The organism is Streptomyces sp. TP-A0356 (assembly GCF_001417775.1).
Taxonomy (GTDB): domain Bacteria; phylum Actinomycetota; class Actinomycetes; order Streptomycetales; family Streptomycetaceae; genus Streptomyces.
This window is the reverse complement of the sequence record NZ_BBZJ01000024.1, coordinates 1-24,861: the sequence shown is the minus strand read 5'-3', so window position 1 is coordinate 24,861 and position 24,861 is coordinate 1. Positions and strand designations below refer to the sequence as shown.

Below are 24,861 nucleotides of genomic sequence, written 5' to 3'. Positions count from 1 at the left end.
CTGGTCCGGTGACGACGCCCGAAGCCGAGCAGAGCGAGCCCGTGTCCGCTGTCGAGGAGCCGGTCGCCGAGGGCGCCGGTGCCGGTGAAGCCATGGGCGCCGGCGTGGACGGCGCCGCGGCCGGGGCGCGGCCCGAGGAGCGGCTGGAACGGGCCGTGCGGGCCGCCGAGCAGGCGTTGATCGAGTACGAGATCGCCGTGGAGACCTTCCGCGTCGAGGTCGAGAACTTCTCCCGGCTGCACCACCAGAAGCTGGGCCCGATGTACACGCGCCTCGACGAGCTGGAGGCGGAGATCGCCGAGGCGCGGGCCGCCCGCACCGGCGACCCGGAGGACATACGCCGCGCTCACGAGGCACGCGCCCGGGTCATGCCGATGCCGGGCGTCGAGGAGCTGTTCCACGGCTGGATGGACTCCGACGGACTGTTCCCGGAGGCCCAGGCCATGCTGACGGACCAGCCCGTCCGGCCGCCGCAGCGCGTCCGCCCCAGCGAGGAGGCCCGCAGGCTCTACCGCGAGCTCGCCCGCAAGGCCCACCCCGACCTCGCCCAGGACGAAGAAGAGCGCAAGCGGCGTGACGAGTTCATCGCCCGGGTCAATGCCGCCTATGCCCGCGGTGACGAGGCTCTGCTGCGGGAACTCTCCGAGGAGTGGGTCGCGGGCCCTGTCCCGGAGGAGCGCAGGCCGAGCCGTAGTGAGGAGCTCTACGCCCGTCTCGAATGGCTTGCGCAGCGCAAGGAACTGCTCACGCTGATGGCACGCGAGCTGGAGGAGAGCGCGATCGGCTCGATGCTCCGGCTGTCCCCCGACGACCCCGATGGCCTCCTGGAGGAGATCGCGGAGCAGCTGCTGGCCCAGGTCGCCGAGAAGCAAGCGGAGCTGGAGGCACTGCGCGGCTGAGGCGGCCGAGGGTGTTGGGCGTCGGGATGGTGACTGCGGGGGCGCCCGTGACGATGGTTGTTGCCGTGCCCATTGTGATTGCCGTGACTGGCGTCCCACCTTCGTGAGGGTTCCGTGACTCGTGGGACTTACGTGGTGGGCGTGACCTCTGTGCGCCGCCGTGACTACGGCTTCCCGTGATCGTGACTGCGATCCACCCCGGTCGGGGCGCGTCCGTGCTCTCGTCCGGTAGCGTCGGAGTATGCATTTCGGAGCTGGTGTGCCCACGGTCGAGGTCGCGAATCTCAAGGACGGAGACTTCCTGCTGGACGTCCGCGAGGACGACGAGTGGCAGGCGGGTCACGCCGAGGGGGCGCTGCACATCCCCCTCAGTGAGTTCGTCGCGCGGTACGGCGAGTTCACCGAGGCGGCGCCGCAGGACGGCCGGGTCCATGTGATCTGTCGCTCCGGTGGCCGTTCGGCCCAGGTGGCGATGTACCTGGTCCAGCAGGGCGTCGACGCGGTGAACGTCGATGGCGGCATGCAGGTCTGGGCCGCCGCGGGCCGCCCCGTCGTGGATGCCAAGGGCGAGCCCGGCTTCGTGCTGTAGCCGGGTCTCGGGGGGCCTGCTCCGCAGGGGCGCGCCGCTCAAGCCAGGGGATGTGCCGCCAGCAGCTCGCCCAGGGTCTCTTCGTGTGCCGCCGCCGGGCCGAGCGACAGTTCCAGGTGCTTGGCCCAGGCGTGGTACCGGTGCAGGGGGTAGTCGGTGTCGGCGCCGAACCCTCCGTGCAGATGCTGCCCGGTCTGCACCACCCGCCGTACGCCTTCCGACGCCCAGATCTTCGCCACCGCCACATCTCCGGCCGCCGGCAGCGCACCCGCTGCCCCGGAGCTGATCCGCCACGCGGCCTGCCAGAGGGTGGCTTCCATGGCGCGCAGGTCCATGTAGCGGTCGGCGGCCTGTACGGCAACGGCTTGGAACGTGGCGAGCGGGTGGCCGAACTGCTCGCGCTTGCTCGTGTACTCGCTCGTCATCCGCAGTACGGCCTCGCCGAGGCCGAGCGCGAGGGCGCACGTCCCGGTGGCGAGCAACAGGCGTAGCCGCTCCCATGCGTCCTCGGTGTCGAGTACGTACCGCCCGGCGATCCGTGCCGACTCCAGTCGCAGCTCCGCGAGCCGTTCCCCGGTGGTGGAGAACTGTTCGGCCAGGGTGACGCCCTGGTGCCCGGGCGGCACCAGCGTGAGGATGGCGCGGCCCGAGTCGTGGGTGTGCGCCGGTACGAGGACGGTGTCGGCGTTGTACGCCCAGGGCACCGCCGTCTGGATGCCGTCCAGCACCCAGGTGTCGTCGCCCTCCTGTCGTGCGACCACCGCGAGTTCGGCCGGGTCGTGGCCCGTCCGGCCGTGTGCGGCGACCGTGAGTACCAGTTCCCCGCGGCCCGCCCGTGGGAGCAGCTCCTCCTTCAACTCCCGACTGCCGTGGGCCTGTACGGCGGTGGCCGCGGCCGTGTTCTCCAGCAAGGGCACGCGTGCCAGTACCTTCGCCGACTCCCGCAGCACGAGGCAGAGAGCGATCGCGTCGAGGCCTGCCCCGCAGTACTCCGCGTCCAGCAGCAGACTCAGCAGGTCCGCGTCCGCGAGTCGCGCCCACAGTGTTCGGTCGAAGTCGTCGGCGACGGCGCCGGTGGTCAGTGCGGGGCTGGGCACGCCGTCCGGCGCGACCCTCGCGAACACGGCTTTCGCCGCTTCGACCGCCGCCTGCTGCTCCTCGCTGAAGGTGAAGTCCACGACCTGTCCTCCTGGCGGGTCCGCTGATCTGACGGAGCGTCAAGATAGAACAGGTTCTATGAGAAGGGAATGGCCGGTCGGGACCCACCGGGGGACCCACCGGAAGGGGACACCGTCGCCCGTAAGCCGCTCAGCCGTAGGCCATCTCAGCCGTGAGCCGCTCGGCCGTAGGCCATCTCAGCCGCAAGCCGACATTCGCCGGTCGACGGCTCCGCTCATCGGTCGAAGTCCAGCTCCACCTTCTCCGTGACCGGATGCGACTGGCACGCCAGGACATAGCCCGCGTCCGTCTCCTCCGGCTCCAGTGCGAAGTTGCGGTCCATCCGGACCTCGCCCGAGACCAGGAAGGCCCGGCAGGTCCCGCACACCCCGCCCTTGCAGGCGTAGGGCGCGTCGGGCCGGTTGCGCAGCACCGCATCCAGCAGGGATTCGCCGTCGTGGACCGGCCAGGTCCCGCCGCGTCCGTCCAGCCGCGCGGTCACCGTGCTGTGCGCGGGGGCCGGCCGGGACGATGTGACCGCCGCGCCGTTGTCCACATGGAAGATCTCCTCGTGGATCCGCGTCCGCGGCACTCCCAGCCCGCGCAGCGCCTGTTCGGCCGACTGCACCAGGCCGAACGGTCCGCACAGGAACCAGCCCGCGACCCGATCCACCGGCAGCAGTGTCGGCAGCAGCCCGGACAGCCGCTCCCGGTCGAGCCGCCCGGACGGCAGCCCCGCCTGCTGTTCCTCCCGGGAGAGCACCGTGACCAGTTGGAACCGGTCGGGATAGCGGTCCTTGAGGTCGGCGACCTCCTCCAGGAACATCGTCGAGGCGGTCGTCCGGTCGCTGCGTATGAGGCAGAACGCCGCCCGGGGCTCGCGCGCCAGCAGCGTCGTCACGATCGACAGCACGGGGGTGATCCCGCTGCCGCCCACGACGCCCGCGTACAGCCCGGGTGCGGGCTCCAGCGTGAACCGTCCAGCCGGTGTCATCACCTCCAGCTCGTCGCCGACGGTGATCTCCTTGAGGGCGTACGTGGAGAAGGCTCCGCCCTCGACCAGCCGCACGCCCACCCGCAGCGTGCTCGGGCCCTCGTCGTCCGGTGCCGGTGCGGGGGAGCAGATCGAGTATGTGCGGCGGACCTCCGTGCCGTCGACGGTGCGACGCAGGGCCAGGTGCTGGCCGGGCGCGTGGCGGTACTCCTCGCGCAGTGCGGGCGGCACGGCGAAGGTCAGGACCGCGGAGTCGTCGGTGAGCCACTCGACCGCGGCCACCGGGAGCGGGTGGAACCGGGCCATCACAGCTCCTTGAAGTGGTCGAAGGGCTCCAGGCAGACCAGACAGCGGCGCAGCGCCTTGCAGGCGGTGGATGAGAACCGGCTCAGCAGCTCGGTCTCGGCGGATCCGCAGAACGGGCAGCGCACCGGGGTGTCCGGCTCGGGGGAGCCGGCGGGGGGGTATGGCGCCTCGGGTCCGCCGGAGCCGGTGACCGTACGCGTCGGGCCCAGCTGCAGTGTCACCGGAGCGGATGCCTGCCGGTGCCGTACGCGGGGCGGCGCTATGCCGAACTCCCGCAGTTTGCGCCGGCCTTCGTCGGAGATGTCGTCCGTCGACCAGGCCGGGCTGAGCACCGTGCGCACGACGACCTCCCGTACGCCGTGCTCGTGCAGTACCCGCTCTATGTCCAGGGACATCGCCTCGATCGCGGGGCATCCCGTGTACGTGGGGGTCAGCTCGATCTCCACCGTGTCCGTGCCGCGCACATGGACGGCTCGCAGGACACCCAGCTCCTCCAGGGTGAGTACGGGCAGCTCGGGGTCGGGGACGGAGCCGGCGAGCCGGCGCAGTTCCTCTTCGAGGGTCGTGGTGCTCACCATGACGCCCCCGGGTGGCTGCGGTGCAGGTGCTGCATCTCGGCGAGCATCCGCCCGAAGGGTTCGGTGTGCAGGCCCTGTCGTCCGGCGCCCGCGGTCCACGCCCCGGACTGCGGGCCCTCCGGGATGTCGAGGGTGGCCCGGCGCAGGACGTCGGCCACCGACTCCAGCCAGGCCTCCCTCATTCCCGCTCGGTCGACTTCCAGGCCCTCGACCGGCTGGAACATCTCCCCGGTGAAGCGCCACAGCGCCTCGCACGCACGCCGCATCCGGTCGTGGCTGACCTCCGTGCCGTCACCGAGCCGCAGTGTCCACTGCTCGGCGTGGTCCTGGTGGTAGGCGACCTCCTTGACCGCCTTGGCCGCGAGGCCCGCGAACTCGCTGTCTCCCCCGGCGAGTTCGCTGTACAGCAGCCGCTGGTAGGTGGAGAAGTACAGCTGGCGGGCGATGGTGTGCGCGAAGTCGGCGTTCGGCTGTTCCACCAGTTGCAGGTTGTGGAAGGCGCGTTCCTCGCGCAGGTAGGCCAGCTGGTCCTCGTCGCCCACCATGGACAGCAGGATCCGGGCCTGGCCCAGCAGATCCAGGGCGATGTTGGCGAGGGCGACCTCCTCCTCGAGCACCGGCGCGTGACCGGCCCACTCCCCCAAACGGTGCGAGAGCACCAGGGCGTCGTCGCCGAGGGCCAGGGCGGCCGCGGTGTGCACGGTGACGGTCACAGGTGCTTCACCCCTTCCGGGATGTCGTAGAACGTCGGGTGCCGGTACGGCTTGTCGGCTGCCGGTTCGAAGAACGGGTCCTTCTCGTCCGGTGACGAGGCGGTGATCGCTGCGGATGGGACGACCCAGATCGAGACGCCCTCGCCGCGGCGGGTGTACAGATCCCGTGCGTTGCGCAGGGCCAGTTCGGCGTCCGGGGCATGCAGGCTGCCGGCGTGGGTGTGCGAGAGCCCGCGCCGTGAGCGCACGAAGACCTCCCACAGGGGCCACTCTTGGGTCGTCATGCTCAGGCCTCTCCGCTCTCGTCGGTCTGGTCCGCCGACGGTCCGCCGACCCCGCGCGCGTGTCCCTCGGCCGCGCGCCCGGCGCCCTTGTGCTTGGCCGCGTACGCCGCGGCCGCCTCGCGTACCCATGCGCCCTCGTCGTGCGCCTGCCTGCGTTGGGTGATCCGCTCTTCGTTGCAAGGGCCGTTGCCCTTGAGGACCTCCCAGAACTCCGTCCAGTCGATGGGGCCGAAGTCGTGGTGCCCCCGCTCCTCGTTCCACCGCAGTTGCGGGTCGGGGAGTGTCAGGCCCAGTGACTCGGCCTGGGGGACGCAGATGTCCACGAAGCGCTGGCGCAGCTCGTCGTTGGAGTGGCGCTTGATCTTCCACGCCATCGACTGCGCGGAGTGCGCCGACTCGTCGTCGGGCGGGCCGAACATCATCAGGGACGGCCACCACCAGCGGTCCACCGCGTCCTGCGCCATCGCGTGCTGTTGCGGCGTGCCCCGGCTGAGGGTCAGCAGCAGCTCGTATCCCTGGCGCTGGTGGAAGGACTCCTCCTTGCAGATGCGGACCATCGCGCGCGCATATGGCCCGTACGAGCAGCGGCACAGGGGGACCTGGTTGGTGATCGCGGCGCCGTCCACCAGCCAGCCGATGGCGCCGACGTCCGCCCAGGTCAGCGTCGGGTAGTTGAAGATCGACGAGTACTTCTGGCGGCCCGTGTGGAGCTTGTCGAGCAGCTCCTCGCGGCCGGTGCCGAGCGTTTCGGCCGCGCTGTACAGGTACAGCCCGTGGCCCGCCTCGTCCTGGACCTTGGCGATCAGGATCGCCTTGCGGCGCAGTGAGGGAGCGCGCGTGATCCAGTTGGCCTCCGGCTGCATGCCGATGATCTCGGAGTGGGCGTGCTGGGCGATCTGGCGGACCAGGGTGGCGCGGTAGGCGTCGGGCATCCAGTCGCGCGGCTCGATGCGCTCGTCGGCGGCGACGGCCGCGTCGAAGACGGCCTCGTACGCCGCCGCGTCCGCCTCTGTCAGGCCGTCCGCGCGGGCCGTGTGGTGCGCTGCTGCTGTCGCCATGCGGTCCCCCTTGACCACTCACCTACCGACCGATCGTTCGGTCCGGTCGATTCAATGGTGGGGCGAGGCGCCGTAGGGTGTCAACCGCTGTGGACAACCTCCGAGCCGCCACCCGGCCGCTGTGTCCATTGGGCTGTGCGGGGCGGGTGGGCCTGAGTAGCGTTCCGGTGCGAACGCCACGGTGTGCTGCGGACGGGTGATGCGGCCCCCGCGGCCGGGGGCCGAGGCGGCATGCGATGGAGCGGGCCCGGCGTCCGGGACGGCACCGGGGTACGGAGAGCTCGGGAGACGGGGCGGGATGGACGCGTACGACGAGGAACTGGACGCCCGGCGGGAGCAGCCGGGTGACTCCGGTGACCCGGTGTCCCCGCTGCCCGGAGGCGCCACGGGGGATGTACCCGAGGATCCGGCCCCGGTAGCGGCGGCGGGCCCCCGCGAGGCGAGCGACCCGGGTGCCGTCCCGGAAGCGCCGGCTCCCGCCCCCGGTGCCGTCCCGGAAGCGCCGGCCCCCGCCCCCGGTGTCGTCCGGGAAGCGTCGGCCCCCGCCCCCGGTGTCGTCCGGGAAGCGTCGGCCCCCGCCCCCGCAGGTGCCCGAGGTGCCCCCGAGCCCGCCCCCCTCCGCACCGGCATAGCCGCCCTGTCCCTCCGCTACCAGATCACCGCCGCGCTGGCCCTCGCGGTCGTCACCGTCGCCGCCTGTGTGCACCTCGGAATGGTGTTCCTGCACGTCGCGCCCATGAACATCCTCACCAAGCAGCACGGCAAGGCGATCGACGACTGGGTCTACCCAGAGTTCGAGCAGAACTGGAAGCTGTTCGCGCCCAACCCGCTGCAGCAGAACATCGACGTCCAGGTCCGCGCCGAGGTGCGCACCGGTGACGGCGGCGAGCGGACGACCGGCTGGTACGACCTGTCCGCGCTCGACGGAGCAGCCATCGACGGCAATGTGCTGCCGAGCCACACCCAGCAGAACGAACTGCGCCGCGCCTGGGACTTCTACGTCGCCTCGCACGACGGCGAGAACCGCCCCGGGGGCCTGCGCGGAGTCCTGTCCGAGAGCTATCTGCGCCGGGTGGTCGTCCTGCGCCTGGCCCGCGAGCACGCGGCCGGCCACGGCGAAACCGTCGACCGGGTCCAGGTCCGCTCCCGCACCACCAACGTGCCGCCTCCCAGGTGGAGCGGCGAGCAGGTTCCCGGCGCGCCCGTCTACCACCAGCTGCCCTGGTGGTCACTGCCCGACGGCGAGCGGACGGGGGCGAGCGCCTGATGAACCGGTTCGCGCCGTCCGTCGCGCGCGGCATCGCCCGCGTCACCGAAGCCGCCCTCGGCCCGTATCAGACCGCTGTCATCCGCATCGGCTTCGCCGCCACCTGGCTGCTGTTCCTGCTGCGCGAGTTCCCGCACCGGCAGGAGATGTACGGGCCCGATGGGCCCTGGAGCTGGAACCTGGCCCGGCAGCTCATCGCCGGCAACCACGCCTTCACGATCCTGATGTGGTCGGGCAGCCAGGTGTGGTTCGAGGCCGTGTACGCCTTCGCCGTGCTGTCCAGCGCACTCCTGCTGGTCGGCTGGCGCACCCGCACGATGTCCGTGCTGTTCATGGTGGGCGTGCTGTCGCTGCAGAACCGCAGCGTCTTCATGGGCGACGGCGGCGACAACGTCATCCATCTGATGGCGATCTATCTGGTGTTCACGCGCTGCGGGCAGGTGTGGTCGCTGGACGAGCGCCGCGTCCGGCGCGCCTGCGCGGCACGCGCGCGTGGACGGCTGCCCGGGCCCGACCGGGTCGGCCCCGCCCTGTGGGGTGTCATGGGTTTCGCGCTCGCCCTGGCGACGGGCGCGGGCCGGATCAGCGGCGGCTGGCTGATCGTGTTCTGGGGGTTGTGGGCCGTGCAGGGCCTGTGGTGGTACGTCGGCCGGCGCGTCCGTCTCGGGGAGCCCCGGGTCCTGCTGGACGTCGTCGCCAACGTCGTCCACAACGCCGCTCTGTTCGTGATCATGACCGAGGCGTGTCTGATCTATGCGACCGCCGGCTGGTACAAGATCCAGGGCTCGCGCTGGCAGGACGGCACCGCGGTCTACTACCCCCTCCATCTCGACTACTTCTCGCCCTGGCCCGCCCTGTCCGACCTGCTGTCCTCGCACGGCACGATGGTGCTGCTGGTGACGTACGGGACCGTCGCCGTGCAGGTCGCGTTCCCGTTCACCCTGGTCAACCGGCGGGTGAAGAACGTTCTGCTGGCGCTGATGATGACCGAGCACGCGGTGATCGCCGTGGTCCTCGGGCTGCCGTTCTTCTCGCTGGCGATGATCGCGGCCGACGCCGTGTTCCTGCCGACGTCCTTCCTGCGGCGGCTGGGCGGATGGGTGGCACGCGGGCGTGGCCGGCTGTCTGCGAGTGGCGTCCGCCGCACGCTGCCCGGTCCGCGCGGGGAGCGGACGCCCACCGAGGCCGCCGAGCACTCGCAGGTGACCTCGACGGCGTGAGCCGCGCCTCGGGCTGCCCGCCCGAGCCACTCCGGATGCCACACGTGAGCGCGCGCGAGCTCACGGGCTGAGCCCTGCCCGGGCCCCTGCGGCGGCCCGAGGCGGTCGCAGGCCAGGAGTCCGGGTCGCACGTAGGCTGCACGGCATGACGGACCCGGCCCGCTCCACCACCGACCCGCTGAGCATCTGGCGCAGGGTCGCCGACACCTGTGTCCTGCTCGACGGCTTCCATGCGCTCAAGCACGCGGTGCGCTTCCACGCGCGCGTGCCGGTCGCCGTCACCACCGACCGGCGGGCGGCACTCGCCCTGGCCGACGAGTTGGCCCCCGACGTGCGAGAGACCTTGGACGCCCTCCTGACGGAGGTTCCCGAGGCCCTCTACCAGGGCCTTGTACCGCGTCCGCACCCCACCGGGGTCGCCGCTCTCGCCGTGCGCCCCGCGCGCGAAGCCAATCTGGAGGTCCTCCGGCGCACGCCCCGCAGCGCGCCCGTCGTCGTCCTCGACAACCCGCGCAACCTGGGCAACGCGGGGGCGGTGATCCGGCTCGCGGCCGGGTTCGGCGCCACCGGAGTGGTCACGACGGGCACCCTCGATCCCTGGCACCCCACGGTCGTCCGCGGCGGGGCCGGGCTCCACTTCGCGACCGCCGTGGAGCGGCTGTCCGTGCCCGAGCTGCCTCCGGGCCCGGTCTTCGCGCTGGACCCGGAGGGCGAGGACATCCGGGCGATGAAGCTTCCGGACGATGCGGTGCTCGCGTTCGGCTCGGAGCGCACCGGCCTGTCCGCCGAACTCCGCGCCCGCACCGACCATCTGGTGTCGCTGCCGATGCGCCCCCAGGTCTCCAGCTACAACCTCGCGACCAGCGTGGCCATGACGCTGTACCACTGGAGCGCCACCGGGGGCGCACCCGCCTGAGCCGGAGCTACGCCTCCCGGCGGACCTCCACCACACGGAAGCGGTTCGCCACGAACGCCCCGTCGCACAGGGCCGCGTTGGCCGCCGGGTTGCCGCCCGAGCCGTGGAAGTCGGAGAAGGCGGCCGTCTGGTTGACGTACACCCCGCCGGTCAGGTTGAGCGACAGCTGGGCGCACTCCTCCAGACAGACATCCTCGACGGCCTGCTCGACCTCGGCGGAGGTGGTGTACGCGCCGACGGTCATCGCACCCTTGTCCCGGATCGTGCGCCGCAGCAGCTCCACCGCGTCCGCTGCCGAGTCGACCGCGACGGCGAAGGAGACGGGGCCGAAGCACTCGCTCATATAGGCGGCCTCCGCGTCCGGCTTGGCGCCGTCGAGCTTCACGATCAGCGGTGTGCGCACGACCGCCTGAGGGAACTCCGGGTTGGTGATCTCCCGGGAGGGCAGGGCGACTTCGCCGAGGCCGGCCGCTGCCTCCAGACGGGCCTTGACGTCCGGGTTCACGATCGCTCCGAGCAGTGCGTTCGCGCGGGCGTCGTCGCCGAGCAGGCCGGCGACCGAGCGCGCGAGATCGGCGACCACCTCGTCGTACGACTTCGGGCCCTCGTCGGTGGTGATGCCGTCCCGCGGGATCAGCAGGTTCTGCGGGGTGGTGCACATCTGGCCGCTGTACAGCGACAGGGAGAACGCCAGGTTCGACAGCATCCCCTTGTAGTCGTCCGTCGACTCCACGATCACCGTGTTGACGCCGGCCTTCTCCGTGTGGACCTGCGCCTGGCGGGCGTTGGCCTCCAGCCAGTCGCCGAACGCCGTGGACCCCGTGTAGTCGATGATCCGGATCTCCGGGCGCACGGCCAGTGTCCTGGCGATGCCCTCACCGGGACGCTCGGCGGCCAGCGCCACCAGGTTCGGGTCGAAGCCCGCCTCGGTGAGCACCTCGCGGGCCACCTGCACGGTGAGCGCGAGCGGCAGCACCGCGCGCGGGTGGGGCTTCACCAGGACAGCGTTGCCGGTGGCCAGGGACGCGAACAGGCCCGGGTAGCCGTTCCACGTCGGGAAGGTGTTGCAGCCGATGACCAGTGCGATGCCGAGCGGGACGGCCTTGAAGGTCTTGGTCAGCGCGAGCGGGTCTCGCTTGCCCTGGGGCTTGGTCCACTCCGCGGTGTCGGGCGTGCGGACCTGCTCCACGTACGCGTACGCCACCGCCTCAAGGCCTCGGTCCTGGGCGTGCGGGCCGCCTGCCTGGAACGCCATCATGAAGGCCTGGCCGCTGGTGTGCATGACCGCGTGCGCGAACTCGTGCGTCCGCTCGTTGATGCGCTTGAGGATCTCCAGGCACACCACCGCGCGCATCTCCGCGCCCGCGTCGCGCCACGCCGTCCGGCCCGCGCGCATGGCGGGCAGCAGCACGTCGATGTCCACGTGGGGGTAGGTGATCCCCAGCTCGATTCCGTACGGCGAGACCTCCTCGCCCGTCCAGTCGTCCGTGCCGGGCTGGCCGAGGTCGAGACGGGTGCCGAGGAGGGCGTCGAAGGCGGCCTTGCCCGCCGCCGCGTCCAGGCCCCCGTTCTCGCCGTACGCCTTGGGGTGCTCGGGGTGCGGGGACCAGTACGCGCGCGTGCGGATCGCTTCCAGCGCCTGGTCGAGGGTGGGCCGGTGCTGGGCGATCAGCTGGTGCGCGGTGAGTTCGGCGGCCATGCGGGACCAACCTCCTCGTCTTGTGAGCTCTTCCTCGAGCTCGTGACCTGGGCAGGAACAGCCGGACAGAGTTAGAGTAACCGAACGATCGGTCGGGACAAGGGGGTCCGCCGCATCTGTGGAAAACGTCGTGCGGGAGGATCGCGCACATGACAGCACTCGACCTCAGCAGCCCCGTGGCCGTCGTCGGCACCGGCACCATGGGTCAGGGCATCGCCCAGGTCGCGCTGGTCGCGGGCCACCCCGTGCGGCTGTACGACGCCGTCCCCGGCCGCGCCCAGGAGGCGGCCGCCGCGATCGGCGCCCGCCTGGACCGGCTCGTCGACAAGGATCGGCTCACCGGGGCCGAGCGGGACGCCGCCCGCGCCCGTCTGCTGCCCGCCGGGCACCTGGCCGAGCTCGCGGACTGCTCACTCGTCGTCGAGGCGGTCCTGGAGCGCCTGGAGGCGAAACAGCAGCTGCTGCGGGAGCTGGAGGACATCGTCGGCGACGACTGTTTGCTCGCCACCAACACCTCGTCCCTGTCCGTGACGGCCATCGGCGGCGCCCTGCGCAGCCCGGGTCGCCTCGTCGGCCTGCACTTCTTCAACCCCGCGCCGCTGATGCCGCTCGTGGAGGTCGTCTCCGGGTTCGCCACCGACGTCACGTCGGCCACGCGCGCGTACGAGACGGCGCGTGCCTGGGGCAAGACGCCGGTCGCCTGCGCCGACACCCCCGGCTTCATCGTCAACCGCATCGCGCGGCCCTTCTACGCGGAGGCGTTCGCGGTGTACGAGGCACAGGCCGCCGACCCCGCCACCATCGACGCGGTCCTGCGTGAATCGGGCGGCTTCCGGATGGGCGCCTTCGAACTGACCGACCTCATCGGGCAGGACGTCAACGAATCCGTCACCCGCTCCGTGTGGGAGTCCTTCTTCCGGGACGTGCGCTTCACCCCCTCGCTCGCCCAGCGGCGGCTGGTCGAGTCGGGCAGGCTCGGCCGCAAGAGCGGACACGGCTGGTACGACTACGGGGACGGTGCCGAGCGGCCCGAGCCGCACACCGCGGAGAAGGCGCAGGCGCCGGCGTACGTCGTCGCCGAGGGCGACCTGGGACCCGCCTGCGAACTGCTCGCGCTGATCCGCGAGGCGGGCATCTCCGTACGTGAGGACGAGGAGGACCACGGGACCCGTCTGGTGCTGCCCAGCGGCGGCCAGCTGGTCCTCACCGACGGGCAGACGTCCGTGGAGTTCCGTGACGTCGTCTACTTCGACCTCGCACTCGACTACCGCAGGGCGACCCGCATCGCCCTGTCCGCCTCCCAGGACACCAACCCGCAGACCCTCGCCGAGGCCACCGGGCTCTTCCAGGCACTCGGCAAGGACGTCAGCGTCATCGGGGACGTGCCCGGCATGATCGTCGCCCGTACGGTGGCCCGGATCGTCGACCTCGCGCACGATGCGGTCGCCAAGGGCGTGGCCACGGAGGAGGACATCGACACGGCCATGCGCCTCGGTGTCACCTACCCGCTCGGCCCCTTCGAGTGGGGCCGCGGGCTCGGCCGCGGCTGGGCCTATGACCTCCTGGACGATCTGCACATGCGCGACCCGTCCGGCCGGTACGCCCCGTCCCTCGCGCTCTACCGGCACGCGTACGCCTCCGAGAAGCGGGAGGGCACCTCATGACGACCGCCAAGCGCGACACGTACACCCCCGAGAGCCTGCTGTCGGTGGCCGTGCAGGTCTTCAACGAGCGCGGCTACGACGGCACCTCCATGGAGCACCTCTCCAGGGCGGCCGGCATCTCCAAGTCGTCGATCTACCACCATGTCGCGGGCAAGGAGGAGCTGCTGCGCCGCGCCGTCAGCCGAGCGCTGGAGGGTCTCTTCGGGATCCTCGACGAGGAGCACGCGCGCGAAGGGCGTGCCGTGGAGCGGCTGGAGTACGTCGTACGGCGCATGGTCGAGGTGCTCATAGCCGAACTGCCCTACGTGACGCTGCTGCTGCGGGTGCGCGGCAACACCGGCACGGAACGGTGGGCGCTGGAGCGGCGCCGCGAGTTCGACCACCGGGTCGCCGAACTGCTCAAGGCGGCGGCCGCCGACGGGGACGTGCGCGGCGACGTGGAGGTGCGGCTCGCCACACGGCTCGTCTTCGGGATGATCAACTCGATCGTGGAGTGGTACCGGCCCGACGGGCGCGGCATGGGCGAGCGGGAAGTGGCGGACGCGGTCGTGCAGGTGGCCTTCTCGGGGCTGCGCGAGAACCACTGAGGCGGGGCGGCGTGGGCGCCTGTCGTGGTCAGCTCTCCGGCTCCAGGTCCTCTTCCTCGAACACCAGGAGCGTGCGTGTGCTGAGCACTTCGGGGATCGCCTGCAGCCGGGTGAGGACCAGCTCGCGCAGCGCCCTGTTGTCCGGTGTGTGCACCAGCAGCAGCACGTCGAAGTCGCCGCCCACCAGGGCGATGTGGGAGGCGCCGGGGAGCACGCGCAGCTGCTCGCGGACCGTGCGCCAGGAGTTCTGCACGATCTTCAGCGTGATGTACGCCGAGGTGCCCTGACCCGCGCGTTCGTGATCCACCCGGGCACCGAATCCGCGGATCACGCCGTCCTCGACCAGCCGGTTGATCCGTGCGTAGGCGTTGGCGCGCGAGACGTGGACGCGCTCGGCGACCGACCGTATGGAGGCACGGCCGTCCGCCTGGAGCATCTGCAGGATGTCCCGGTCGATGGCGTCGAGGGGGCGCGGGGGCGGCAACGTGAGGCCGTGCTTCTCGGGCTCGGCCATTTGTTCAGATGCCACGCGCCCCCGCCTCTCTACCATGGACGTACTGCATCCATCTCAGGTTGTGGAGAACCGTTTGTCCACAGCCTGGAGGCGCCTGTAGCCAAATTGTGCCGACGACCGAACAATCGGTAGGTGAGGCGCATCACTCCCGTGGCGCGCCCGAAGCCGCTCCCACGAGGAGGTGCCGTCATGACGGTCATGGAGCAGCGAGGTGCCTACCGGCCGACCCCGCCGCCCGCCTGGCAGCCCCGCACCGACCCCGCTCCGCTGCTGCCCGACGCGCTCCCGTACCGCGTCCTCGGCACCGAGACGGCCGCCAAGGCCGACCCGGAGCTGCTGCGCCTGCTGTACGCCCAGCTGGTGCGCGGCCGCAGGTACAACGCGCAGGCGACGGCGCTCACCAAGCAGGGCCGCCTGGCCGTCTACCCCTCCAGCACCGGTCAGGAGGCCTGCCAGGTCGCCGCCGCGCTCGTCCTGCAGGAGCGCGACTGGCTCTTCCCCAGCTACCGGGACACGCTCGCCGCCGTCGCCCGCGGCGTCGACCCCGTCGAGGCCCTGACCCTGCTGCGCGGCGACCGGCACACCGGCTACGACCCGTACACGCACCGTGTGGCGCCCCTGTGCACCCCGCTCGCCACCCAGCTCCCGCACGCCGTGGGCCTCGCGCACGCCGCACGCCTGAAGGGCGACGACGTGGTCGCGCTCGCCATGGTCGGCGACGGCGGCACCAGCGAGGGCGACTTCCACGAGGCCCTGAACTTCGCCGCCGTCTGGCAGGCACCGGTCGTCTTCCTCGTCCAGAACAACGGCTTCGCGATCTCCGTCCCGCTCGCCAAGCAGACCGCGGCGCCCTCCCTGGCCCACAAGGCCGTCGGTTACGGCATGCCGGGCCGTCTGGTCGACGGCAACGACGCGGCCGCCGTGCACGAGGTCCTCACCGACGCCGTGCGGCACGCGCGCGCGGGCGGCGGTCCCACGCTCGTCGAGGCGGTGACGTACCGCATCGACGCCCATACGAACGCCGACGACGCGACCCGCTACCGCGGCGAAGCCGAGATCGAGGCCTGGCGCGACCACGACCCGATCCTGCTGCTGGAGCGGGAGTTGACGGAGCGCGGGCTGCTCGACGAGGAGGGGGTACGGGCCGCGCGCGAGGACGCCGAGGCGCTGGCGGCGGACCTGCGGACGCGGATGAACCAGGACCCGGCGCTCGACCCGATGGACCTCTTCGCCCACGTGTACGCCCAGCCCACTCCCCAACTCCTGGAGCAGCAGGCCCAGCTGCGGGCGGAGCTGGACGCGGAGACCGCAGGACCGGAAGGAGCCGGGCGATGACGACCGTCGCCGTCAAGCCGGCCACCATGGCGCAGGCCCTCACGCGCGCGTTGCGCGACGCCATGGCGGCCGACCCGTCCGTGCACGTCATGGGCGAGGACGTGGGCACCCTCGGTGGTGTCTTCCGGGTCACGGACGGGCTCGCGAAGGAGTTCGGCGACGACCGCTGCACGGACACCCCGCTCGCCGAGGCGGGCATCCTCGGCACGGCCGTCGGCATGGCGATGTACGGCCTCAGGCCGGTCGTGGAGATGCAGTTCGACGCGTTCGCCTACCCCGCCTTCGAGCAACTGGTCAGCCACGTCTCGCGCATGCGCAACCGCACGCGCGGCGCGATGCCGCTGCCGCTCACCATCCGTGTCCCCTACGGGGGCGGCATCGGCGGCGTCGAGCACCACAGTGACTCCTCCGAGGCCTACTACATGGCGACTCCGGGCCTGTATGTCGTCACGCCCGCGACGGTCGCCGACGCGTACGGACTGCTGCGCGCCGCCATCGCCTGCGACGACCCGGTCGTCTTCCTGGAGCCCAAGAGGCTCTACTGGTCGAAGGACTCCTGGAACCCCGAGGAGCCCGAGGCCGTTGAACCGATAGGGCGTGCGGTGGTGCGGCGCTCGGGCCGCAGCGCCACGCTCATCACGTACGGCCCGTCGGTGCCCGTCTGCCTGGAGGCCGCCGAGGCGGCGCGCGCCGAGGGCTGGGACCTCGAAGTCGTCGACCTGCGCTCTCTGGTGCCGTTCGACGACGAGACGGTCACCGCGTCCGTGCGCCGCACGGGCCGGGCCGTGGTCGTCCACGAGTCGACCGGCTTCGGCGGGCCGGGCGGGGAGATCGCCGCGCGCGTGACCGAGCGCTGCTTCCACCATCTGGAGGCACCGGTGCTGCGGGTGGCCGGGTTCGACATCCCGTATCCGCCACCGATGCTGGAGCGGCACCATCTGCCGGGCGTCGACCGGATCCTTGACGCTGTGGGGCGCTTGCAGTGGGAGGCGGAGAGCTGATGGCCCAGGTGCTGGAGTTCAGGCTGCCCGACCTCGGAGAGGGGCTGACCGAGGCGGAGATCGTCCGCTGGCTGGTGCAGGTGGGGGACGTCGTCGCGGTCGACCAGCCGGTCGTCGAGGTGGAGACGGCGAAGGCGATGGTCGAGGTGCCGTGCCCCTACGGGGGCGTGGTCACGGCCCGCTTCGGCGAGGAGGGCGCGGAACTGCCGGTGGGGGCGCCGCTGTTGACGGTGGCCGTGGGTGCCGCCGCGGACCCGGCCGCGGAGTCCTCCGGGAACGTGCTGGTCGGGTACGGCACCTCGGCGGCTCCCGCCCGCCGCCGCAGGGTGCGGCCGCCCCAGCCCGGCACAGGGCGCACGGACGGAGTGGCCCACACGGCCGAACGTGACACCACGCAGGCCCCGGCCCGGGCGGACTCCGGTCCCGCGACCGTCTCCCGGACACCACTGGCGACCGCCGAAGTCCCGGAATCCACGGCCCTGGACGGGACGCACCGCGCCGCCGCACCGGAGCGTGCCGACGGTCCGGTCCCGGTGATCTCTCCGCTGGTCCGCAGGCTCGCCCGTGCGAACGGCGTGGACCTGCGGCAGCTGGCGGGCTCCGGACCCGACGGGCTCATCCTGCGGGCGGATGTCGAAGAGGCGCTGAGGGCCGTGGTGACGGGGACCACGGAGGTCATGAGGGCTCCCGCGGGTGCCGTGGCTCCCGCAGGAGCGCGCGAGGCCGCCCCCATGACGGCCGCGTCGGCCGCCGGAGCGGTCCCGCCCGCCTCGGGCGTGTCCACCAGCGCGCGTGAAGACACCGCCGCCGGAGCCCGCGTGCCCCTCAAGGGCGTCCGGGGCGCCGTCGCCGACAAGCTCTCCCGGAGCCGGCGGGAGATTCCCGACGCGACCTGCTGGGTGGACGCCGACGCCACGGAGCTCATGAGCGCCCGCGCCGCCATGAACGCGGCCGGAGGACCCAAGATCTCCCTCCTCGCGCTGCTGGCCCGCATCTGCACCGCCGCGCTCGCCCGTTACCCCGAGCTCAACTCCACCATCGACATGGAGGCCCGGGAGATTGTCCGGTTGGACCGGGTGCATCTCGGGTTCGCCGCGCAGACCGAGCGGGGGCTCGTCGTCCCCGTCGTACGGGACGCGCACACACGGGACGCCGAGTCGCTGACGGCGGAGTTCGGGCGGCTGACCAAGGCAGCACGCGCCGGAACCCTCACGCCCGCGGAACTCACGGGCGGGACCTTCACGTTGAACAACTACGGAGTGTTCGGCGTCGACGGCTCCACGCCGATCATCAACCACCCCGAGGCGGCCATGCTCGGCGTCGGCCGTATCGTCCCCAAGCCCTGGGTGCACCAGGGCGAGCTGGCGGTGCGGCAGGTCGTGCAGCTCTCGCTCACCTTCGACCACCGCGTGTGCGACGGAGGCACGGCGGGCGGCTTCCTGCGGTATGTGGCGGACTGCGTGGAACAGCCGGCAGTGCTGCTGCGCACGCTCTGAGCCGACGGCCGCGGCCGGAGGCTCGTCGCCGGTGACGGGGCCTCCGGGCACAGCCGGTGACAGGGTCTCCGGGCACAGCCGGTGACGGGGCCTCCGGGCACAGCCGCAGTGCGCGGGGGTGGCATTGATCGGTGGGACGCCCATACTCGGGGGCATGACCGCGTACCAGCTCCCGGCCGACCCCGGCGCCGATGTGTACGACGCCGTCGTGCTCGCGGGCGGTGCGGCCCGACGGCTCGGCGGGATCGACAAGCCCGGTGTGCGGGTCGGCGGGCGGGCGCTGCTCGACCGCGTGCTGGCGGCCTGCGCCGGCGCGGCCACCACGGTGGTCGTCGCCGAGCCCAGACCCACCTCCCGCCCCGTGGTGTGGGCCCGCGAGGAGCCGCCCGGCGCCGGACCCGTCGCCGCGCTGGACGCGGGGCTGAGGGGGACCTCGGCCGGGTATGTCGTCGTGCTCTCGGCCGATCTGCCGTTCCTGGAGGAGGGCACGGTACGACGGCTGCTGGGCGCCCTGCGGGAGAGCGGTGCCGAAGGGGCGGTGCTCACCGACCCCGAGGGCCGTGATCAGCCCCTCGTCGCCGCCTACCGCAGCGCCCCCCTGCGCCGCGAGCTCCGGCACCTGGCCGCCGAGCACAACGGTCTGTCCGGTCAGGCCGAGCACACCACCCACACCCGTGACGAAGCAGGCGCCGGGCGCTCGCCGGGCCGTGGCCTCAGGGGCCTTCCCCTGCGGCGCCTGGTCGCCCGGCTCGGTCTCACCCGTATCTTCGACCCCGTCGCGGCCTTCGACTGCGACACCTGGGACGACATCGCCGCCGCCCGTTCACGGATCAGGGAGCATGGGCACGTGTTGGATGAATGGATTTCCGCAGTCAAGGACGAACTGGGCATCGACCTGGACGTCGACACCGCCGTCCTCCTCGACCTCGCCCGGGACGCCGCGCACGGCGTCGCACGCCCCGCGGCCCCCTTGACGACGTTCCTCGTCGGCTACGCGGCCGCGCAGGCGAACGGCGGCCCCGAGGCGGTCGCCGAGGCCGCCCGCAAGGCTGCAGCGCTGGCCCTGCGCTGGGCGGACGAAGCCGCCGCCGAGGCCAAGCCGGACGCCGGATGACCGGGCGGGGCAACCAGGGACGCCTGGACGGCGAAGAGCGCTACGTGGAGGAGGCCCTGGCCGTGGTCGACGACAGCGGCGGAAGCGGCCGTTCCCGGGAGACCCGCTCCGCCCGTCCGTCCGAGGAGCGCCAGGAACAGCACGACCTGGAGCTCGAAGAGGCTCTCGCCCTCGTGCGGGACCCCGGACCCCGACCCGCGCGGTCCGGCACCCGTACGCCCGGACCCGAGCCCCGCACCACGCACCACTCCGGCAGCCAGGACGTGGTCCAGGACGACCCGGCGGGCGCCGGCCCGTCCTCGGCGGCGATGTCCACGCACCACGCCCACCACAGGGCCACGCCCTGGCCCGAGGCCCGTGCCGCCGCCGAGCGCGCCGCCCGTTCCGTGCGCCGGCCGCCGCCCGTCGCCGTCCCGCTGGACGCCGCTCTCGGCCTGGTTCTCGCCGTGCCCCTCAGGGCCCTCACCGACCTGCCCTCCTTCAACACCTCGGCCATGGACGGCTGGGCGGTCGCGGGGCCCGGCCCCTGGGACGTACGGGAGGACGGGGTCCTCGCCGGGCACGCGGAGCCGGAGCGTCTCCAGGACGGCGAGGCCGTGCGGATCGCCACCGGCGCGCGCATCCCTGCGGACACCACCGCGGTCCTGCGCAGTGAACACGGGCGCGTGGACGACAAGGGGCGGCTGCACGCCGCCCTCCCCCAAGGTCCGGGATCCGCCGGAGCGGCGGGGACCCCCATCGTCGCGCACGGTCAGGACATCCGGCCCCGCGGCCAGGAGTGCCACACCGGCGACCAGTTGCTCCCCTCGGGCACCGTGATCACCCCGGCCGTGCTCGGGCTCGCCGCGGCCGCGGGGTACGACACCCTCTCCGCGCTGCCCCGACCGCGCGCCGAAGTCCTGGTCCTGGGCGACGAATTGCTCACCGAGGGCCTGCCCAGGGACGGCCTGATCCGGGACGCGCTCGGTCCGATGCTGCCGCCCTGGCTGCGCGCACTCGGCGCGGACGTGGTGGCCGTCCGGCGGGTCGGCGACGATGCCGAGGCCCTGCACCAGGCGGTCACGACCTCGACGGCCGACCTGATCGTCACCACCGGCGGCACGGCCGCGGGCCCGGTCGACCATGTCCACCCCACACTGCGCCGCGTCGGCGCAGACCTCCTCGTCAACGGGGTGAAGGTGCGCCCGGGCCATCCCATGCTGCTTGCCCGTATCCGGGAGGACCAGCACCTCGTCGGCCTGCCCGGCAACCCTCTCGCGGCCGTCTCCGGCCTGCTCACGCTCGCCGAGCCGCTGCTGCGCACCCTCGCGGGCCGTGTGGCCCCGGAGCCGTACAGGCTGCCCCTGAGGGAATCCGTCCACGGTCACCCGTACGACACCCGGCTCATCCCCGTCGCCGTACGTGCCGACCGGGCCGTGCCGCTGCACTACAACGGCCCCGCCATGCTGCGCGGTATCGCCGCCGCGGATGCCCTCGCGGTCGTACCGCCCGGTGGTGCCCGCCTCGGTGAGGAACTGGAACTCCTCGATCTCCCCTGGCCGTTGGCGGGGTGAGCTCGGCAGGACGAGTCGGAACGGGGAGTGTTTCACGTGAAACTTCCGGGCCGGGACGCGATGGCGCGCCAACCGGACGAACATCTCCTCACCCATCGGGTGAGAGTCCCGATGAGGGTACCGGTCCTGAGGGGCACCCGGTGAGGAGTAGCGTCCCCCTCATGTACGCGATCACGATTCCCGAACCCGGTGGGCCCGAGGCGCTGGTGTGGACCGAGGTCCCCGATCCCGTACCCGCCGAGGGCGAAGTGCTGGTCGACGTGGTGGCCAGCGCCGTCAACCGCGCCGACATCCTCCAGCGGCAGGGCTTCTACAACCCGCCGCCGGGCGCGCCCCCATATCCCGGGCTCGAGTGCTCCGGGCGGATCTCCGCGCTCGGCCCCGGTGTCTCGGGCTGGGCCGTGGGCGACGAGGTGTGCGCGCTGCTCGCGGGCGGCGGATACGCCGAGAAGGTCGCCGTCCCGGCCGGTCAGCTGCTGCCCGTGCCCGAGGGGCTCGACCTGCGCCACGCGGCCGCGCTGCCCGAGGTGACCTGCACGGTCTGGTCCAACGTGTTCATGATCGCCCATCTGCGTCCGGGCGAGACGCTGCTCGTGCACGGCGGCTCCAGCGGCATCGGCACGATGGCGATCCAGCTGGCCAAGGCGGCGGGCGCGAAGGTGGCGGTGACGGCGGGCACCAAGCAGAAGCTGGAACGCTGCGCCGAACTGGGTGCGGACGTGCTGATCAACTACCGCGAGCAGGACTTCGTGGAGGAGATCCGGGAGAACACGGCCGGGTCCGGCGCGGACGTCATCCTCGACAACATGGGCGCGAAGTACCTGGACCGCAACGTCGAGGCCCTCGCGGTGAACGGGCGCCTCGCGATCATCGGTCTGCAGGGCGGAACGAAGGGCGAGCTCAACCTCAACACGCTGCTGCGGAAGCAGGCGGCCATCACCGCCACCTCGCTGCGGTCACGGCCGCTGAGTGAGAAGGCGGCGATCGTGGCGGCGGTGCGCGAGCACGTCTGGCCGCTGGTCGCCTCCGGTCATGTCCGCCCGATCATCGACCGCGAGATCCCGATGAGCGAGGCGGCCACGGCCCACCGGGTGGTCGAGGAGAGCGGGCACATCGGAAAGGTGCTGCTGGTGGTGGAGTGAGCGGGCGGGTCGGTCACTGCCGCCGCAGGCGCACCGCGAAGAGCGCGAGCGCCAGGCCGAGACCGACGAGGACCAGGCCGCTGCCGAGGGGAAGGATCTCCACCATGGGCTCCGAGGCGGCGGCCTGCCGGGCGGGCAGAGTGGCGCCCCGGGACGCGGTGGGGGAGGCGGTGCCCTGCGACGGGCTGGAGAAGGCCTCCGCGGGGTCGGTCGCCCGGGCGGACGCCTCGTTCTCCGCGTCCTCGGTGTCGCTGTCAGCCGGTCTCGGCTTCCGGTACGACGGTGTCGAGGAGGCCGAGGAGGACGAGGATGCCGAGGGGTCGCGGTCCGTGTACGTCGGCTCGTCCGCCTCGTCCTCGTCGTCGTTCTCCGGTCGCCCGGGCCGCATTCGGCCTTCGCCGGACCGACTGCCGGCAAGGGAGGAGTCGGGGGAGGGCCGGGCGGTGGAGTGGGGGGCCTCGGGGCGCCGGTGGACGGGTGGATGCGCGGGGCCACGGGACGCGGTGTGCCCGGGAGCGGTCGGGTGGAGGGGCGGGCCCTCCGCGTCGGGCCCGGAGCCGGGTGCGTGCGGGGGAAGCGCGGACGAGGTGTGCCCGGGGGCGGATGCGGAGGTGGGCCGGGCGCTCGTCGTGGGTGTGGCGGAGGCCGTGGGCGTGGCGGACGCGGTGTGCGCGGCGGCCGAGGTGTGGGGGGCGGAGGTTGCGTGCCCGGTGGCGGAGCTGCCCGTCGGTATGGCGGACGCCGGGTTCCGGGTCGCGGTGGTGCCCGTGGGTATGGCGGATGCGCCGGGTTCGGTGGCGGACGCAGGGGCGGGCGGAGCGGACGTCTGCTGCCCGGGGGTCCTCGAGGGGGCCGAAGGAGCCGATGGAACCGATGGGGCCGAAGGAGCCGATGGGGCCGAAGGAGCCGATGGGGCCGAGGGCGACGCTATGGAGAGACGGGCCGGATACGCGAGCCGGGTGACGTAAGTCTGCCGGGCGGCCGGCTGTGGGAGGCCGACGACGTCTGCGGGCCGAGGTCCCGATATGGAGCGACCGGCATACGAGGCGGCGCGGATGCCGTGGGCGGGCCGGACCACCTGCCCGGGGGTGATGCCGTACGCGGGCGATATGCCGTACCCGAGGACGGCCGTCGTCGTGAGGACCGGCGGTAGGACGGCCGCACGGAGCGTGCGGAATCTGGACGGCGTACGCAGACATGGAGTCACACGCGTGACCCCCTCCCGGGCTCGGGCGGCAAGATCAACAGCATCAGCGTCACACGGACCCCGGCGCGCGGCATCTCGACCGCGGGGCGCGTGCGCCCAAGTGGAGGAGGCATCCCCGGGTGGCACTCCCCCACCCCGCGAGTTACAGATACGGCCATGTCGATACGCCACGGCCTGCTGGCGCTGCTGGAGCGTGGCCCCCGGTACGGCGCCCGGCTGCGCGCGGAGCTGGAGGCGCGGACCGGGGCCGTTTGGGTGCTGAATGCCGGGCAGGTGCACACGACCCTGGCGCGGCTGGAGCGGGACGGGCTGGTCGCGCAGGAGGGCCGGGACACGAGGGGGCGCCCGCTGTACGCGCTCACCGCCACGGGCCGCGCCGAACTGCACGACTGGTACACCCGCCCGGTCGAGCGCACGAGTCCGTCGCACGACGAGCTGTCGCTCAAGCTGGCCATGGCGGTCGGCGCGCCCGGCGTCGACGTACGGGCCGTCGTCGAGGCGCAGCGCCGACACCTGAGGGAGGCGCTGCGGGAGTACACCCGGCAGCGTTGCGAGGCCCTTGGCGAGCCGCCCTCCCACCGGGACGAGGTCACCCGTCTGCTCGGTCTGGAACAGCTGGTGCTGCACACCGAGGCCGAACTCCTCTGGCTCGACCACTGCGAGGCCAGACTCCAGCGCCTCGCCGCGGCGGTGGCCACGGAACCTCCGGTCGCCACGGATCCGCCGAGGGGGACGGAACCCCCTGCTACCACGGAACCGCCCACCGCGCCGCTGTGACGGACGCGGCAGGGTGGATCACACTCCATCGGGGGCACGTGGGAGATGAGGCGTGCAGGTGCGAGAGAATGGCGGCATGGAGATGCCGAGGAACGACAGGTCGTCGGAGAATGCCCAGAAGATCCTGGTCGTGGGCCAGGACGGAATGGCTCTCGGCGGCACCGGAGACGATGACTCCCGCGAGATCCCGGTGACGGAACAGGTGGAGCAGCCGGCGAAGGTCATGCGCATCGGTAGCATGATCAAGCAGTTGCTGGAGGAGGTGCGCGCCGCTCCCTTGGACGAGGCGAGTCGGCAGCGCCTGAAGGAGATCCACGCCAGCTCGGTCAAGGAGCTGGAGGACGGTCTCGCCCCCGAACTCGTCGAGGAGCTGGAGCGGCTCTCCCTGCCCTTCACGGACGAGGCGATCCCGAGCGACGCGGAACTGCGCATCGCGCAGGCCCAGTTGGTGGGCTGGCTGGAGGGCCTCTTCCACGGGATCCAGACCACCCTGTTCGCCCAGCAGATGGCGGCGCGGGCCCAGCTGGAGCAGATGCGCCGCGCGCTCCCGCCGGGCGTCGGCTCCCCCGACGGCGAGGAGGACCGCCATCCGGGCGGCCGCTCGGGCGGCCCGTACCTGTAACCCGGTCACCGGTACCTGTAGTCCCCGCCATGCCAAGGGCTACCTGTAGTCCCCGTCACGCCAAGGGCTACCTGTAGTCCCCGTCACGCCAAGGGCTACCTGTAGGTTCCGTCACGCCAAGGGCTACCTGTAGTCCCCGTCACGCGAAGGGCCCGGCACCCCAGGGGG

General features: G+C 72.4%; 24 protein-coding genes. 15 read left to right on the top strand and 9 right to left on the bottom strand.

The annotated features are described in order from the left end of the window. Positions 1 to 8: 8 nt before the first annotated feature. Positions 9 to 899, top strand: coding sequence for a J domain-containing protein (locus ASC56_RS25585; protein ID WP_055493903.1), 891 nt, complete (start codon positions 9 to 11; stop codon positions 897 to 899). Positions 900 to 1,158: 259 nt separating this feature from the next. Continuing rightward, on the top strand, positions 1,159 to 1,488 hold the full coding sequence (locus ASC56_RS25580; RefSeq protein WP_055493902.1) for a rhodanese-like domain-containing protein: 330 nt from the start codon (positions 1,159 to 1,161) through the stop codon (positions 1,486 to 1,488). Between the two features lie 38 nt (positions 1,489 to 1,526). On the opposite strand, the gene ASC56_RS25575 is transcribed toward ASC56_RS25580, so the two are convergent. From ASC56_RS25575 to paaA, 6 genes are all read right to left on the bottom strand, one after another. Then, positions 1,527 to 2,666, bottom strand: coding sequence for an acyl-CoA dehydrogenase family protein (locus ASC56_RS25575; protein ID WP_055493901.1), 1,140 nt, complete (start codon positions 2,664 to 2,666; stop codon positions 1,527 to 1,529). A gap of 215 nt (positions 2,667 to 2,881) precedes the next feature. Beyond that, positions 2,882 to 3,946 carry a 2Fe-2S iron-sulfur cluster-binding protein gene (locus ASC56_RS25570; RefSeq protein WP_055493900.1) on the bottom strand — a complete coding sequence of 355 codons (1,065 nt, stop codon included), beginning with the start codon at positions 3,944 to 3,946 and terminating at the stop codon, positions 2,882 to 2,884. After that, a complete protein-coding gene (gene paaD / locus ASC56_RS25565; RefSeq protein WP_055493899.1) occupies positions 3,946 to 4,524 on the bottom strand; it encodes a 1,2-phenylacetyl-CoA epoxidase subunit PaaD in 579 nt (192 codons plus the stop codon). Before paaD ends, ASC56_RS25570 begins: the two co-directional genes overlap by 1 nt. Further along, positions 4,518 to 5,237, bottom strand: a complete 720-nt coding sequence (gene paaC / locus ASC56_RS25560; RefSeq protein WP_055493898.1) for a 1,2-phenylacetyl-CoA epoxidase subunit PaaC — start codon at positions 5,235 to 5,237, stop codon at positions 4,518 to 4,520. The genes paaD and paaC overlap by 7 nt, the downstream gene beginning before the upstream one ends. Next, positions 5,234 to 5,521, bottom strand: a complete 288-nt coding sequence (gene paaB, locus ASC56_RS25555) for a 1,2-phenylacetyl-CoA epoxidase subunit PaaB (RefSeq protein ID WP_055493897.1) — start codon at positions 5,519 to 5,521, stop codon at positions 5,234 to 5,236. The genes paaC and paaB overlap by 4 nt, the downstream gene beginning before the upstream one ends. 2 nt (positions 5,522 to 5,523) lie before the next feature. Continuing rightward, the gene (gene paaA / locus ASC56_RS25550; RefSeq protein WP_079102710.1) at positions 5,524 to 6,579 is read right to left on the bottom strand and encodes a 1,2-phenylacetyl-CoA epoxidase subunit PaaA; all 1,056 of its coding nucleotides are present in this window, start codon (positions 6,577 to 6,579) and stop codon (positions 5,524 to 5,526) included. Between the two features lie 298 nt (positions 6,580 to 6,877). Here paaA and ASC56_RS25545 point away from each other — a divergent pair, with 298 nt between their 5' ends. From ASC56_RS25545 to ASC56_RS25535, 3 genes are all read left to right on the top strand, one after another. Continuing rightward, on the top strand, positions 6,878 to 7,846 hold the full coding sequence (locus tag ASC56_RS25545; protein WP_055493896.1) for a DUF5819 family protein: 969 nt from the start codon (positions 6,878 to 6,880) through the stop codon (positions 7,844 to 7,846). Beyond that, the gene (locus ASC56_RS25540) at positions 7,846 to 9,066 is read left to right on the top strand and encodes an HTTM domain-containing protein (protein WP_055494036.1); all 1,221 of its coding nucleotides are present in this window, start codon (positions 7,846 to 7,848) and stop codon (positions 9,064 to 9,066) included. Before ASC56_RS25545 ends, ASC56_RS25540 begins: the two co-directional genes overlap by 1 nt. Before the next feature lie 145 nt (positions 9,067 to 9,211). Further along, on the top strand, positions 9,212 to 9,982 hold the full coding sequence (locus ASC56_RS25535) for an RNA methyltransferase (RefSeq protein WP_055493895.1): 771 nt from the start codon (positions 9,212 to 9,214) through the stop codon (positions 9,980 to 9,982). 7 nt (positions 9,983 to 9,989) lie between these two features. Here the strand turns inward: ASC56_RS25535 and paaN are convergent, their stop codons facing one another. Continuing rightward, positions 9,990 to 11,681, bottom strand: a complete 1,692-nt coding sequence (gene paaN, locus ASC56_RS25530) for a phenylacetic acid degradation protein PaaN (RefSeq protein WP_055493894.1) — start codon at positions 11,679 to 11,681, stop codon at positions 9,990 to 9,992. A 149-nt stretch (positions 11,682 to 11,830) separates the two neighbouring features. Here paaN and ASC56_RS25525 point away from each other — a divergent pair, with 149 nt between their 5' ends. Beyond that, a complete protein-coding gene (locus tag ASC56_RS25525; protein ID WP_055493893.1) occupies positions 11,831 to 13,345 on the top strand; it encodes a 3-hydroxyacyl-CoA dehydrogenase in 1,515 nt (504 codons plus the stop codon). After that, positions 13,342 to 13,932: a TetR/AcrR family transcriptional regulator gene (locus ASC56_RS25520; RefSeq protein WP_055493892.1), complete on the top strand. Its 591-nt coding sequence runs from the start codon at positions 13,342 to 13,344 to the stop codon at positions 13,930 to 13,932. The genes ASC56_RS25525 and ASC56_RS25520 overlap by 4 nt, the downstream gene beginning before the upstream one ends. A gap of 28 nt (positions 13,933 to 13,960) precedes the next feature. On the opposite strand, the gene ASC56_RS25515 is transcribed toward ASC56_RS25520, so the two are convergent. Further along, on the bottom strand, positions 13,961 to 14,446 hold the full coding sequence (locus ASC56_RS25515; protein WP_055493891.1) for an Lrp/AsnC family transcriptional regulator: 486 nt from the start codon (positions 14,444 to 14,446) through the stop codon (positions 13,961 to 13,963). Positions 14,447 to 14,635: 189 nt separating this feature from the next. Between ASC56_RS25515 and pdhA the strand changes: the two genes are divergently transcribed. The 6 genes from pdhA to ASC56_RS25485 all read left to right on the top strand — a co-directional run bounded on the left by pdhA (position 14,636) and on the right by ASC56_RS25485 (position 22,087). Next, positions 14,636 to 15,781, top strand: a complete 1,146-nt coding sequence (gene pdhA / locus ASC56_RS25510) for a pyruvate dehydrogenase (acetyl-transferring) E1 component subunit alpha (RefSeq protein WP_055493890.1) — start codon at positions 14,636 to 14,638, stop codon at positions 15,779 to 15,781. Then, positions 15,778 to 16,782, top strand: coding sequence for an alpha-ketoacid dehydrogenase subunit beta (locus ASC56_RS25505; protein WP_055493889.1), 1,005 nt, complete (start codon positions 15,778 to 15,780; stop codon positions 16,780 to 16,782). Before pdhA ends, ASC56_RS25505 begins: the two co-directional genes overlap by 4 nt. Next, positions 16,782 to 18,278 carry a dihydrolipoamide acetyltransferase family protein gene (locus ASC56_RS25500; protein ID WP_055493888.1) on the top strand — a complete coding sequence of 499 codons (1,497 nt, stop codon included), beginning with the start codon at positions 16,782 to 16,784 and terminating at the stop codon, positions 18,276 to 18,278. Before ASC56_RS25505 ends, ASC56_RS25500 begins: the two co-directional genes overlap by 1 nt. Before the next feature lie 154 nt (positions 18,279 to 18,432). Then, positions 18,433 to 19,392, top strand: coding sequence for an NTP transferase domain-containing protein (locus tag ASC56_RS25495; RefSeq protein WP_055493887.1), 960 nt, complete (start codon positions 18,433 to 18,435; stop codon positions 19,390 to 19,392). Beyond that, positions 19,389 to 20,945 (top strand): molybdopterin molybdotransferase MoeA, encoded by a 1,557-nt coding sequence (locus ASC56_RS25490; protein ID WP_079102698.1) that lies wholly within the window; start codon positions 19,389 to 19,391, stop codon positions 20,943 to 20,945. The genes ASC56_RS25495 and ASC56_RS25490 overlap by 4 nt, the downstream gene beginning before the upstream one ends. A gap of 161 nt (positions 20,946 to 21,106) precedes the next feature. Next, positions 21,107 to 22,087 carry an NAD(P)H-quinone oxidoreductase gene (locus tag ASC56_RS25485; protein WP_055493886.1) on the top strand — a complete coding sequence of 327 codons (981 nt, stop codon included), beginning with the start codon at positions 21,107 to 21,109 and terminating at the stop codon, positions 22,085 to 22,087. A 13-nt stretch (positions 22,088 to 22,100) separates the two neighbouring features. Here ASC56_RS25485 and ASC56_RS38390 read toward each other — a convergent pair whose 3' ends face one another. Next, positions 22,101 to 22,475 (bottom strand): hypothetical protein, encoded by a 375-nt coding sequence (locus tag ASC56_RS38390; protein ID WP_079102697.1) that lies wholly within the window; start codon positions 22,473 to 22,475, stop codon positions 22,101 to 22,103. Between the two features lie 975 nt (positions 22,476 to 23,450). Between ASC56_RS38390 and ASC56_RS25470 the strand changes: the two genes are divergently transcribed. Both ASC56_RS25470 and ASC56_RS25465 read left to right on the top strand, forming a co-directional pair. Then, positions 23,451 to 24,071, top strand: coding sequence for a PadR family transcriptional regulator (locus ASC56_RS25470; protein ID WP_055493884.1), 621 nt, complete (start codon positions 23,451 to 23,453; stop codon positions 24,069 to 24,071). Between the two features lie 76 nt (positions 24,072 to 24,147). Then, positions 24,148 to 24,693 (top strand): bacterial proteasome activator family protein, encoded by a 546-nt coding sequence (locus tag ASC56_RS25465; RefSeq protein ID WP_055493883.1) that lies wholly within the window; start codon positions 24,148 to 24,150, stop codon positions 24,691 to 24,693. Positions 24,694 to 24,861: the final 168 nt, after the last annotated feature.